The 13,138-nt window shown below is 52.0% G+C and carries 11 protein-coding genes; all 11 read right to left on the bottom strand.

Features of this window, described 5'->3' with window-relative positions; genetic code table 11:
* Positions 1-3: 3 nt before the first annotated feature.
* The 11 genes from pgsB to H6507_04055 all read right to left on the bottom strand — a co-directional run bounded on the left by pgsB (position 4) and on the right by H6507_04055 (position 13,135).
* On the bottom strand, positions 4-1,194 hold the full coding sequence (gene pgsB, locus H6507_04105; GenBank protein ID MCB9368276.1) for a poly-gamma-glutamate synthase PgsB: 1,191 nt from the start codon (positions 1,192-1,194) through the stop codon (positions 4-6).
* A 78-nt stretch (positions 1,195-1,272) separates the two neighbouring features.
* Positions 1,273-2,136, bottom strand: a complete 864-nt coding sequence (locus H6507_04100; protein MCB9368275.1) for a helix-turn-helix domain-containing protein — start codon at positions 2,134-2,136, stop codon at positions 1,273-1,275.
* A complete protein-coding gene (maf, locus tag H6507_04095; GenBank protein MCB9368274.1) occupies positions 2,102-2,698 on the bottom strand; it encodes a septum formation protein Maf in 597 nt (198 codons plus the stop codon). Before maf ends, H6507_04100 begins: the two co-directional genes overlap by 35 nt.
* A gap of 3 nt (positions 2,699-2,701) precedes the next feature.
* Positions 2,702-3,508 (bottom strand): hypothetical protein, encoded by an 807-nt coding sequence (locus H6507_04090; GenBank protein ID MCB9368273.1) that lies wholly within the window; start codon positions 3,506-3,508, stop codon positions 2,702-2,704.
* A gap of 10 nt (positions 3,509-3,518) precedes the next feature.
* On the bottom strand, positions 3,519-4,169 hold the full coding sequence (locus H6507_04085) for a deoxynucleoside kinase (protein MCB9368272.1): 651 nt from the start codon (positions 4,167-4,169) through the stop codon (positions 3,519-3,521).
* Positions 4,162-4,590: a DNA-binding protein gene (locus tag H6507_04080; protein ID MCB9368271.1), complete on the bottom strand. Its 429-nt coding sequence runs from the start codon at positions 4,588-4,590 to the stop codon at positions 4,162-4,164. Before H6507_04080 ends, H6507_04085 begins: the two co-directional genes overlap by 8 nt.
* Positions 4,587-5,480 (bottom strand): SDR family oxidoreductase, encoded by an 894-nt coding sequence (locus H6507_04075; GenBank protein ID MCB9368270.1) that lies wholly within the window; start codon positions 5,478-5,480, stop codon positions 4,587-4,589. Before H6507_04075 ends, H6507_04080 begins: the two co-directional genes overlap by 4 nt.
* 9 nt (positions 5,481-5,489) lie before the next feature.
* Positions 5,490-6,131: a hypothetical protein gene (locus tag H6507_04070; GenBank protein ID MCB9368269.1), complete on the bottom strand. Its 642-nt coding sequence runs from the start codon at positions 6,129-6,131 to the stop codon at positions 5,490-5,492.
* A gap of 3 nt (positions 6,132-6,134) precedes the next feature.
* Positions 6,135-7,106, bottom strand: a complete 972-nt coding sequence (locus H6507_04065; protein ID MCB9368268.1) for a hypothetical protein — start codon at positions 7,104-7,106, stop codon at positions 6,135-6,137.
* Between the two features lie 27 nt (positions 7,107-7,133).
* On the bottom strand, positions 7,134-10,238 hold the full coding sequence (locus tag H6507_04060) for a PD40 domain-containing protein (protein ID MCB9368267.1): 3,105 nt from the start codon (positions 10,236-10,238) through the stop codon (positions 7,134-7,136).
* Positions 10,238-13,135, bottom strand: a complete 2,898-nt coding sequence (locus H6507_04055; GenBank protein MCB9368266.1) for a T9SS type A sorting domain-containing protein — start codon at positions 13,133-13,135, stop codon at positions 10,238-10,240. The genes H6507_04060 and H6507_04055 overlap by 1 nt, the downstream gene beginning before the upstream one ends.
* Positions 13,136-13,138: the final 3 nt, after the last annotated feature.

Raw genomic sequence — 13,138 nt, 5'->3', positions numbered from 1 at the left:
CGGCTACGCCGACACTCCTTGACGAATCCTGCGTCTTTGCGAGAAGAAATTTGCTATGTCAAGCCCACCCTTGCCGACATTGCCCATGGCAAACACGGTTCCGATATTCGAGATGCGCTCAAACACGGCGTCGTAGGTGACTTTCGGTTCTGCCATGCCGATCTTTACGGCTTTCGACTGATCTATGCCATAATTGGGAAGACTTGAGTAAACACGGTCGAGGTTTTCACCGGTCAGGACAAAGTAGTCAAATTCATTTCTCAGATTTTCCCTGACCATTTCAAGCAGCTGAATCGTGCGATCGTAGCGGTCGGCACGAGTATTCAGCATAAAGCAGACTTTGCCCAAGTCGGTCGAAAGTATCTTCACTTTCTGCCAAATTGCCAAAGTCGACATTGGATCATTCGCAGCGAGCGCATTGATGAACTGCACGACTCGACCGTTTTCTTCAGCTTCCATGACCTTCAGAGCACCGGGATCGGGAAACGCCTTGTACATGCCTTCGAGAGCGACCTCGCGCGGCACGTGGTAGTGCTCACATACCGCCAGCGCAAGAGCGACGTTGTCCGCGTGCTCGATGTAGGAGAACTGTCCGAGTTCCAAATACGTTACACTGTCCGTGTTGACACGAAGGAGTTTGCACTCAGCGGCTTCCGCTTCCTTGCGCATCATCCAAAACATGTTTTGCTCCGCGGTAAAGGCAATGCCTTTTATTGGGAGCGTATTGCATAAAGACCTGGTAACGTTTTCGAGCGTCGGCCCCATCTCGAGGATGTGGTCAAGCCTTGTATTCGTGATCACGCCGACCGTGGCATGAACAAACTTGTGTTCGCAAATCCACTGGTACTCGGGGTTGACGGCCATGCACTCAATCACGATAGCTTCGGGCTTCTTGCGAGTGAAGTACTTGAAGACCTTGACCTGCTCAATGATATTTGCGCCTGCCTTGCGGACAATCGGAATCTCCTTGCCGTCCGTATCAATAATGCGGGGCAAGGTTCCAGTTGTTTTGGCGACGGTGCGAATACCACCGTTGCGCAAGCCAGCCGCAATTAGGCGAGTCACTGAAGACTTGCCTCTTGTGCCATTGACGTGGATCCGAATGGGAATATTATTAGCTCGACGCTGATGCAGAAGGAACTCAGCAACAGCGAAAGCAAGGAGGGCGAAGAAGGCTATTAGGAGGTAGACCATTGATGCCAGAAGAAAGTGTCGGGTCCAGGTCCATGAGGCAAAGACAAAAACATAATATAACAAGGAGTTCGGGTCAAGTCAACCGTCAATCTTGTTGTCGACCGCAATTGTGTCCGCCTCTTCCGGGCCAGAAAAGTCCGGGAATGATAGCCAAACAGCAGCAGAATCCTTTGTAAAATGGGGCATTAGAGTGTCTTTTGACGCAATCAGATAGCCACGTGCACCTTCGTAAAGGGCCACTCGAATTCCCGAATTTGCCGTAATTTTAACTTTATCATAAGGATAGACATTCAAATTCGGACCGTCAGCGAGTCCCCAGAATATGTGGACTTTCCCCGTATCAAGAATCATGAGCTCGGCTTCAAGATTTAGACTGACCAAACCGGCTGTAAGCGACTCGAGGGGCACCTCTGAGGCAGCCAGTACTGGAGTGGCGCGAAAAGAGGTGACCGGGTCATGGACATATATTGCGGGGCTCGACGGTTTGAGGATGCTTTTTGCTCCATCACGCCATTGAGCCGCCAACAGCACGCCAACGAGCAGCAGCAACACTGTGAGCGACCAATGGAGGAATCTGTTTCCCGCAATGCTTGCAAACCACGCCGTTTGGATCTGTGCCCGTGTCATGCCGACTGTCAAGCGCTCCCGGGTGCTACGGTCTGAGGTCAGAGTCCCGATATCGGAAGCAGGTTGGATTCCTTGGAGGGACTCGAGCGTCTTCAGGACTTTGTCGGAGTTCATCCCTGACGCTTGAACGTATGCGGCGACAACCCCTCGCCTGATAGCGGATGGAATGACCTCAAGGCGACCGTTTTCGAGAGCTTCGAGGTATTCCCGGGGGATGCGCGTACGCCGCATAACGTCCTCAAGAGAAAGGCCCTGGTATTCCCGGGCCTTTCTGAGTTCGTCACAGAAGATTGCAGTCTGAGAAATCGGATCCAAGTTTTTCCCTTAATAGACCGAGGGGCAGGCCAACGACATTTTCATAATCACCCCGGACAGCACTTACGAACTTTCCTCCTTCGCCTTGAATGGCATAGGCGCCCGCTTTGCCTTGCCATTCGCCGCTTCGAAGATAATGGCGAATATCTTTTTTTGTAAGGTCGTGAAACACAACTTCACTTACAGCCGCATCAGTGACAGTCTTGTTTGCTCTTCCAGTACGGGTGAAAACTGCTAGGCAAATTCCCGTAATCACGCGGTGCGTATTCCCGGCAAACAGCTCAAGCATCCTGTTCGCCGCGTGGATTCCGGAGGGCTTGCCATAGACTCGTCCGTCAAATTCGATTACTGTATCCGCCCCGAGCAACAAGTTGCCGCTTTTGCCATAGAGTTCGGAGGCCTTGACTTTGCGGACGGCATTGAGTTTAGCGATCTCTGTGACTGAGTCACCGACCCAGCGCTCGTGGGCATTTGAGGGCAGAATGTCGAACGGGATTTGGAGCTTGGCGAGGAGTTCCTGGCGCCGTGGTGACGCTGAAACCAGAGTTAGGCGAACCTTCAAGTCTTAAGAAATAGCCAAAGCTACAATGTATATGATCCCGAGAATCGGGGCTATACGATTGAAGCGAATAAGTGCGTTTTTGGCTCCTTCAATCTTGGGCTGGCGAATGCGCCCCCAAAAGAAGGCCAAGGGAATCAACACGCCAAAGAGCAGCAAGTAAAAGTAAGCTGGGCTGTAGATTTCACCCAGCCACGGCCACAAGCTGATTGTGCCGAACAAAAAGAAGATCACTGCCGTGACAGCCAAGCGATTTCGATAGTGATTTTCGACCTCAAAGTGTTTCTTGTCTGCATGGTTCTCGAAGAAGTCCTCTTCAATATCCAGAGTAGCCCGGACTACCGCGACAAATAGAGCACCGATTATAGCTGGAAAGGCACCTGCCTCCACATTGCCCAGTGCCGCGGCCGAAAACATGAAAATAGACCCAAATAGGACCGGCAGTACGATGTGTCTTGCAGTCGCATTGTTGGGCGACATACGGGCATGAATGATGGTCAATACCGGCATGAGCAGGCAAAAAAGAATATTCCACACGCCAACACTTTGGCCGAGAAATACTCCTACGCAAGCTACTGCGCCGGACGCAACCAAAAGGATGTTCCAGAAACCGCCGGGCTCGCTGCGTGAAGGATTTGACAAACTGTTGTTCCAGCCCATGTATCCAAGAACAGCGGCGACTGCGAATGCCGCATAACCCATTGCACTTGGTTGTGCGCCTGATTTGAAAACCAGTAACAGCGGAACAAGGCCGCAAAGGATGATGCCCGCCTTGAGCATCGCGGCAGGGACGGGTGCTCGATCTTCGGACAAAAACGACGGATTAGACATGCTTGAAAGGTAGTTCGATTTGCAGCTTTGTTTTCAGCAGGCGCAGCGCTTCGCTAAACACTTCTTCTTCGTCAGCGCCGGAGGTTGTGTCGATGGTTGCGACCAGGAGTTTGTCTTCCCGCCCTGCACACCATTGATCATACGCTTGATTCAGGTCGCCCAAGTAGTCCGTATCAATAGACTTCTCAAACTCACGGCCGCGCTGGGCTATTCGTTTGACAAGGCTCTCCACGTCACTCTTGAGATATATTACCAAGTCGGGACGTTTCAATTGACCGGCCATCGAAGCGAACAATGCTTGATAATTTTCCCAGTCGCGATCGGACATGAATCCGCGTTTGCGCAGTGTTTGCGCGAAGATGCGGGCGTCCTCGTAGATCGTTCTGTCCTGAACGCACGAAGATTCGTCCTGCTCGATGTCAATTTGGTTTTGGAAACGTTTGCTCAAAAAATACACTTGCAAATGGAATGACCAACGAGACATGTCCGCGTAGAAATCAGGCAAGTACGGATTGTCAATTACGGGCTCGAGGTAACATTTCCAACCGAGCTGGGAGGCCAAGCGAGTTGCAAGAGTTGTCTTGCCCGCACCGATGTTACCGGCAACAGCGATGAAGTAGCGGCGAAGCAGGGATTCAGTCATTGGTCAACGTTCGGTCGGAAAGCAGGCGCAAGCCAAGGCTTTCGTCAAATGTTCTTGTGCGTAATTCATTCATTGGCCAAACGGCCAACTCCACAGTCAGTGCAACTTTGCATTCCATAAGGTGACCGCCGTAAGTTTTGCCGCCACGGTCAGCGACTACCGCGTGCAGGTGCCAAAACGGATCGCCAGTCTGACCAGTAAGATTGCCGGAGAGACTCACCAGCTCGACGATGCCTTCAATCTCGAAAGGCAAGTACTCCTTCTTTTCGAGATCATAGTATGCAAGCCGAACATCTGAGACTCCGCCAATGGCCGAACACACTGCGGACTTCCAACCGCGCTGAACTGCCAGCTCGTTCATCACAGCAGGTATTTGAGAACCCGTCGGGAGCCTGTGAAGTTCAGCGTTTGAAGTGTTCATATTGTTCGAGCCGCAGCATCCCGGCGAAAACCTTCGTAAATCGTCTCGTTCGCGTATTCGGGGAAAAGGGATTTTAGTTTTGTGGTATCAAAGGACCCGTCTTCGTGCAAGAACTCCGCTTGAGGGTGGGACTTGAAGCTCGACGACTGCAATAGTTCGGGTGAGAGACCATACGCCGAGAGGAGTTTGGTTCCCGTATCATAGCGGCTAAGTCTTTCCGGTCCGCCTCCATGAAGAATTCCGCCAATTCTTTTTCGGATGCAGCCAGAAATGACATTCGTCATGATGTCGACACAAATTGGACTGCGGAATTGATCCGTAAATAAACTCACGGACTCCTTGGCAAGGAATTTCTGGAGCAGTCCTTCAGTGAAGCCCGCCCCCCACCCTGCTCCATTGCCAACAATATTGTTGCTGCGCAGAATCAGGTTGTCCGATGACGATCCGGCAACGATATTCTCGGCCTCGAGTTTTGTTTGGCCGTACACATGCGTCGGTGCAGGAATATCGGTTTCCGAAAATCTGCCAGATTTTCCGTCGAACACCTGATCTGTCGAGATGAAGATCAGATAACTCTTGATATCATCTGCAAGCTCAGTAAACTTGCGGGTGACGGCCACATTCAGAGTATGAGCGGTTTCGGGATTCTTTTGGCATTCGAGTACTTTGGAGAGTGCCGCACAATGAACGACCGTGGTCGGTTTGAAATCGCGGAAAACGCCCGAGAGAACGTGGTTGTCCGTTAGATCAAGGATAACTTCTGGAAATGGCAGATTACGCGGGTGACTGTGCCGAATCCCTAACACGTCATATCCAGAAGCAGAAAGCTTGATTCCAAGAGTAGAACCAAGCAGACCGGATGCGCCGGAAATCAAAACGCGGTCATTCACTTCAGGCAGCTACCACCAGAGAGAGAAGTTGACCTTTCCGCCTCCGCGCACTCTTTGAGGGGTTACGTTCCATCCTGAATTCTCGCCGAGTTTTCCCGACATTTGAGTTTGCAGCCTTGCGGCATGAAACGCGCTCACGATATGGTTGACACCCATCAGGGCAACCGCGAAAACGACTCGATTATATGAACGGTCGGAATCTACCCGCATTTGGTCCATGCGGGCTCGATCGGCGTCGCTGTCCCATGACCAGTACTCGGAGTACGTGTCGTACAGCGCACCGAAATTTCGTTCAGACATTCTTTGATCGTTGAAGTCGTACACATTCATCCAATTGGCCACGTCGACGTAGAAGTCTTTTCCGTGTGACCCTATTACACCGGCATGTGTTGCGGCAAAGGCTTCATAACTGTCCCGCAATTGTCGGCCGTTGTGATTCAGCGATAAGGCGGCGCCGAGAAACAAAAGATCAGCACTAAAGAATGCCAGCGCATGAGTCGGTCGGCCGTTCTCGTATTGTCCCCAGCCAGGAATAACAAGCGACTTAAGGAACGCAGCTTGCCCTTTCTTCTCCGCAGAATATGAAACCGGAGGAAGAAGGAAGAGCGCGGCGAACGCAAGAAGGAGAATCGACCGTTTTTGCAAGATCATTTTCTATTTAAGTCCCGGAAGCGGAACGCTGAGAGTCAGTGAGCGCACGTCATCACCTTCAATCGTGTGACGAATGTCGTAACGCAGGTCCATAGAGCCGAGTGCGGCCGACTCAGCCTTGCGGTTCACGCGGCGGGCCGCAAATGCAGCATCGAGGGCGGACAAAACGTGGTTGACGAGAACAAGCTCCATCATCGTATTGCCCTTTTCAAGCAGCTTGTTAGCATCGCCGCGCATGTCGCGGTACGTGAAAAACATGGAACTTGAGCCGTCAAAGAACCAAGTCGCAATCTCATCGCCGCTCGGTCCCCAAATAAACTCGCCGCCGCCTGGAACGACTGCTCCGGCTTCATAAGTATCATTCCATCCGTAGCCGAATTGATCGTAGTACTTGCCAATCATTTCGTAATATTGTTGACGGTCACCCGTCAGAATGTCGTGGGTATAAGGCGCGGGAAGGTGAGGATTTCTGTCCGTCCACTTCAAGTCACGCCAGTCGCCGTATTCACCGGTGTACGGGTCCGGCGACCATGCGTCATTAACGGCCACTTGATACTCGCGCATTAAGTAAGCATCCATGTTAAAATTTCCGGCATTCGGATCATTGTTTTGCCACGGGCCCGCATAGTGTTCGAACTCGGTGGTCTTATCGTTGCCCTGCGAATTGTACTGCGAAAACAAAGCCCAGCCGGCGACTTCAACTGCGAACCACGGAATCGCGCGCAGCCAAGAACCGGTATACAATTGTCCCGTTCCGGGAATAACCAAGCTGAACATCGCAGCGCGTCCGATGTTCTTCTTTCCGGTAAGCTGAGGAGACGTCGTTGTTTCGTCGGCAGATGCCTGATCAAAGCTCGGCGCGGAAAATTGCGCGCGATGAGGCGAAAGCGAGAGACCTTCGGCCGATGCGAATGCCGGTACAAGACCGAGACAAATCAGCAGGATTAGAATTCGATTCAGTTTCGAAGAGCGCATGGCAATCTCCAAATATGTTGAATGTTATTAATTGTGAGAACAATGCGAACATCCACAGCTCGACGGATGACGAGCAGGCGGAATGATCGGAGTATAGAAATCAAACAATACGGTCAGGTAGTAGCGAAGTTCCTTACCGTATGTTGTGGTAACGTCGTCCTCGACGACGTCAAACTTATCCAAGCCGTAGGCTACGTCAAAAGAAATGGCTGTCGGGTAGGAATAGAACGAATGCAATTGCATGCGCAGTCCCGCGCCGACATCTTTCTTGACATCGCGATCCTTGTAGTCACCAACCCACGCGTCGCCCACATCAGCAAACACATTGGCATAGAGTCTATTGACAGAAAACGGCCAAAGTCCGAGCGCGGCGCGTTTGACAAGTGGGAATCGGTAGGTCAAAGTTCCAACCGCCGTGCGAGTGCCGCCCAAGCTGTAGAATGAGTAGCCGCGCATTCCCGGCAAGCCGCCCGCGTATTGATAGAAGAACGGATCAACGGCTTCGGTGATCAAGCCACCGTGAAACCGCAGTTCCGCCGAATGATCCTTGATTGGCGAACGTAAGTACTTTTCGAACCCAAGATCAAACAAATTGTAGTTGTTCGGATCATAGATTTCCTTCAAACCAACCGCGTCACCGCCGATCTCGATATCCTTGATGAAATCATGATTGGCGCGGGTGTACTCAAAATAGCCGCGATAACCGCTCGAGGGACTTATCTCCGTCAACAATCCGGGCTTTCTGGCGTCTGTGTAATAGCCTGTCTTCCACGACCAGCCTCTGAAGTAAGAAAGGCTCACGCTGGTTTCGTCGTCGAATCTGTTGTGCGCGACATATTGGTCGTAGGTTGCGCGCGTTTTGATATTTGACGCACCAACAATCGGGATTCCCAGCCCAACGCTTATCTCGTTCAAGTTGTAGCGATAGCGAATACGGTACTGATCGTAAACAGGCGTCAGCACTCCGCCCAGATCGTCTTCGCCGACGATGCGGCTGGAGTCGGCAAAATAAGAAGTCAATCGCCTCTGAATGTTGAAATACTCGGCGAAAATCGTCGGATAAAACTGTTTGTATTCGACGAGTCCATAGAGATCATATTCGCGTTTTTGGTTTACTGCTGCGCCGCCAATGAATGTCATTTTATCCAAGACGTCATTCAAGACTAGATAGGTTCCCGGCTTGAATGTGTTATAATCGAATGCTATGCGCGGAAACCAGTAAAGACTTTCGAATCGCGGCGTGTAGGGAGCCGCTTCACGCGGAGTGCCGCGAAGTGCGACGTCCTTATGAGGAACACGTTCAAGGTAATCGAGTCCAAGTTCATCCAAAGAACTGCGAGGCACTCTGACCGGAATCACGGAATCCAGCACGCAAATTCGAAATCCGTCTTGACAGAATTCGGAGTAAGCGAGCTTGTTCTGATTCATGTCCGGGTAGAGCGCGCCACCCAACACGACTGTTAACCGTTCGAGATTTTCGCTTTCCAAGTCGAGACGGTAAATATTTGCGATTCCTGATTCGTCGTAGGAAACATACAGACTCTTTCCGTCCGCGCTCCATGATGGGTCACGCAGCTCCGCTCCCTTACCTTCGTACTCGTGAGCAAGTGTCAACGTGTTTTGCGCCGAGTCGAAATCGTAGACCCGAATGCTGCGGCCCTCGCGAAGGTGGTGCGCGACGGCTATCTGTTTTCCGTCCGGCGACCAGCGGGGGATGTAGTATTGCTCATGAGGTAGTGACGGGAAACGTAAGATCACGTCATCTTCGGTCAGGAGTCGTTTTGGTTTGCGGCTTAGATCAGGTATCGGCGCAATCGCAATTTCTCTTTGGCCGGCCTTGTTGATCGTAAAGAGCAAGAGTTTACCGTCGGGGCTGACGTCGGCGGATTCGGCGCGCAATCCTGCGCTAAGCCGCCATTCCCTTTTCTTCGCGAAATCGTAGTAGTACAGGTCGTGCATCAACGCGCCTTCCTTGTTGGCAGTCGAGCGACGCACGAAAATCACACCACGGTCATCAGGAAGCCAAGTGGCCGTCCCTTGGACACCGGGTGCAAGAAGAACTATTGAGTCTTTGGCGACATCATACTCGTAGAGCGAGGATTGGCCAAAATAGTCACGGCCGGAGTTTGATATGAAAAGCAACTTAGAGCCGTCATGCGAGAATCTCGGGTAGGCACCGACGAATCCTTTTTTCTCGAGCGTATCCGCTTTCGAAAAATACGGATCGAGATTGGCTTTCACCGCTCCATACTTGAGTTCCAATTCAGACTTCCACTCCCTGTACCATTCAATGCCCGGCTTACCTGTTACGGAGCCGATGGCGTCGTTGAGAGTCACTGGAAGCGGACTCGACATCTTGCGTGAAATTTTGCCAAGAGTTTCGGCACCGCCGGTGTGGTCCGCTATGTATTTCGTCAACGCATAGCCTTGATTGTAGACGCCTTCGGATTCGAGACTTGTTTTGCCGAAAAATCCCATGTCCTCGAAAGTCAGCAATCGATTTGATAAGGTCGCTTGCCGCAAGAGCATGTCGCGATGACTGTCCCAAAAATCGTAGCCGCTTCCGTTAAACTGATACTGAGCCGTACCTTCCGCGAACCACGCGGGAATCGTCACCGACGGGAGCGGCCAACTTATCAAAGCATTCGGATAGCCATAAAGGACATCAGGGCGGCGTTCCGGTTCGTAACCAAGCGCTTGCACGTAAAACGCGGGGATATTGCGCCGCCATTTACGCGCCGATCCCAATTGGATCATGTGGGTATATTCGTGCGTGATGACATTACGCAGCCAGTTGTGCGTGCCGCGGAAATCCCAAGCCATTGACGTCGCGTAGAACTTTATTTTGTTCGACTGGAAATACGATCCCGCGTTTGCGATATCGTCTTCGTCGGAAAAGATCAATGAGACTTTCGTATCGGGATAGTAATCGTAGATTTCGCACAGCGGGTCATGGACTTCTTCGGCGATGTCCGCGGCGAGATAGGCGACTTCATCGAGACCTTCGGTATATAAGATGACGAAGTTTTCGGTTTCAAAGGTTTCCCATTTCAGATTGGGACGATTAAACTCAACAAGCTGGGCGAAAGATACGGCCGACAGTGAAAGCAGGAGCAGGAGTGTTCTTAGCATCACCGCACCACCGCAATCTTAAGTTCGGCCTTGGAGGTTTGACCTCCGCCGCGTGCCTCGACTCGGCCGATATAGACGCCGCTTTGCACTGAATGAGTATTCCACTGAATTTCGAAGGGCCCTGCGGCATTTGAACGGCCAGTGAGCTGTGCGATTCGTCTTCCTGCCAAGTCAAAGATGTTTACGTCGGCCTCAGCAGCGTAAGGCAAGGTCAAGCGAATGTTCGCAATGCCGCTCGAGGGATTCGGCCAGACATAGGCAAAATCTTCGCGGTCGTGGACTTGCGGGCGTGACTCACCTATGATGATAACATTGTCGGGAGCTTCGTAAGTCACTTCTTGCGTACCATCAGCCAAGGTGGGCAAACGGGATACAGAAAAGCGTGCATACTCGTCCGTGCGTACTTCGGTCAAGATATGATAGCGTCGTTCGTCAAAATTTAGCCGCAATAGCACGGGCGATCCGTCTACAACCAACGGGTACCCGGAATAGATGCGTGATTGGTGATCGTATCCGGAAACTCGCCAGCCAGAAGTTTCTCCGTTTGTTACCTTGCCTTCAAGAACCTGAAAGATATCCGGCATTCCGTCAAAATTCAAGTCGTGAATATGCTTCACGCCACTCTTTATAAATGTAAAGTCCTCGCGCGGTGTGTAATCTGCGCCGTCCGGTCCGCCGCCATCTATGCGCCCGTCTCCGTCCCAATCAACCTGCGGAGGTAAACAGCTCGGCGGTGCGCACAGTATCTCGCCCGTAGCGGAATCAAAATAGCCGAAGGCATCGTCGTAAATGGTCGTGCGTCCGGGTTCATGGACAATGGCGAAATTGCTCAGGGTCGAGTTTTGCTGAAGATCCACTGTCCAATCAAACGTGAGCTCATCGTTTATCGATATCACGCTGGCGTAGTTACGATCATCCAAAAGGAACAAACGGTGCGTCGGAGGCGGATCAACATTTGTAACAAAGCCGGCCGTAGCAGTAACCATGTCTTTCAATTCAAGCTGTTCGTCGTACAACATGAGGTACAAGTGGTCATCAATGATGCTTTGCACGACGATCCGAACGTTGCCGAGTGAATCCTGGCAAACGTACGGACCGGAGACGTAATTCAGCTCCGGTGGAATTTCTCTAAACAGAGAATCCAATTCGCCATTTGTCTCGCGGACCAACCCAATCGTGTTATTCGTAAACACCAGTATGCCGGGCCCCATAAGATTCTGAAACTGACCTCGCGACAATTGCGCGTCCACAGGCACACGCATCTTAAATACGAGAATACTGTCCACAAACTTAAATAGTGAGTCGTTCGACTGGAAATACATTTCCTGCCGCATGTCTCCGTCGAGATCGGCTGTGCACCAGCGTGCGTGCGGCGATAAAGTTAGTGGAAAACCCTCGAGCGTCGTGGAATTTCTGACGCGCAAGGACATGATCGGGCCCACGTCGGTAAAGTCGCTTAACGCCAAACCCGTGAAGCTGTGGTCACGCAGGCGGGCGGAAGGATGAGTGTTGTCATTGAAGCGCACGAATATCGTACCGCCGTTGGCGTCACGGTGATCGCGGTTGTCACGATACCAGCAATCTTCTTGTATGCCGAGTTCCGTGCCGGAACCAACCGTAGCGAAACCGTATTCACGGCCGATGTCACGCGAACCGTCAGCTTCCACCAATTCGACGCCGCGATTGTCGGGATCCGCATTGATGCGGTTTGTCGCGTAGTTTTCGTCGATGACATTTTCGACAATGTGCCAAATCAAGATTCCGCTGCCGGGAATTCCGTAGTCGTAATGGGAAGCGCGAACCGCCACTCGGAAGTTCTCTTCGATTCCGATACTGCCGTCCTCGTAAAACCGCATCTGACGGTCGTCGCGGTCATAGACCGTTACATAACCAATTGAGTCGGCGTCGGCGTCGCGGTTCTCGATAAGATAATACTCATCGCGCAGTGCAGGAATTTTCAGAACTTCCGGAGCGCCTGCCACACCGAAGCGCGCGACACTGACTGAATCCCCCGTGCCGGTCGGAATCACCGTTTGCGCTTCAGACCAGCCCATGAAAACGCGCGACCACGCGTCCGGCAAAGCAGGGACAATAGCGTTGACATTGCCGGAACCTTGATCCATCATTCCCCAACGACCGATACCACTGGCACCGGTTTCCGTGTTGAAGAGATCGGGCATTCCTAACCAATTGCCAAAGAGCTTGACCATCACGCCATTCAGAGACAGCTCGATTTCAAACTCGAGTGTCTCAGCTTGATTTTGGCCCTCAGGGAGCAAAATTCCGCGCGTGACGTTTGCGGGGACCGCAACGCCGTAACGCTGAATATCGGTCTGAGAAATGTAAGCGGACGGAATGTCGAACGGTGTGTTGTCGAGGCCAATATTAAAATCTTTGCCGACGCCAGCGTGGAAAATAACAATGGCGTCGTATTGACCGAAATCGACGTCTTGCGCGGCCAGGGTTGTCGCCTCCGCAAACAACTCGACCAAGCGGCGGTTCAGCAGCGCGGTATCCGAATTGAAATTGTAGTGCCACATCGGATACGGCAGTCTGTAGGCCGTGTTGTCGCCCGCAGGATAGACGTCTTTTGTGCTGAAGGTCACGTTGTTCTTGGAGGCATAGGAAAAATAGTTGTCCAAGAACGACAGGTGGTCTTCGAAGTATTGCTTGTCGTGCGGAAGAGGATCGATGATCAATGTGTCCGGGAAGCCCGATCCGAATGTGCCGTCGCCGGTTGTTCCCGTCATTTCATCCGGAACAAAATCCACTCGAATTGCGCAAAGGCGAATAGGTTGATTCACCGGCCACGGTTCATCAAGCGACGACGATCTGCCCCGCCCTTCCGAAACGGGAGCAAACGGCATGGCCCAAGCGATGGCTTGGGAGAATGCCAAGAC

This window comes from Calditrichota bacterium, from assembly GCA_020637445.1.
Lineage (GTDB): Bacteria > Electryoneota > RPQS01 > RPQS01 > RPQS01 > JABWCQ01.
Note: the sequence above shows the minus strand (reverse complement) of the source record. Positions and strands in the feature narration are given on the sequence as shown.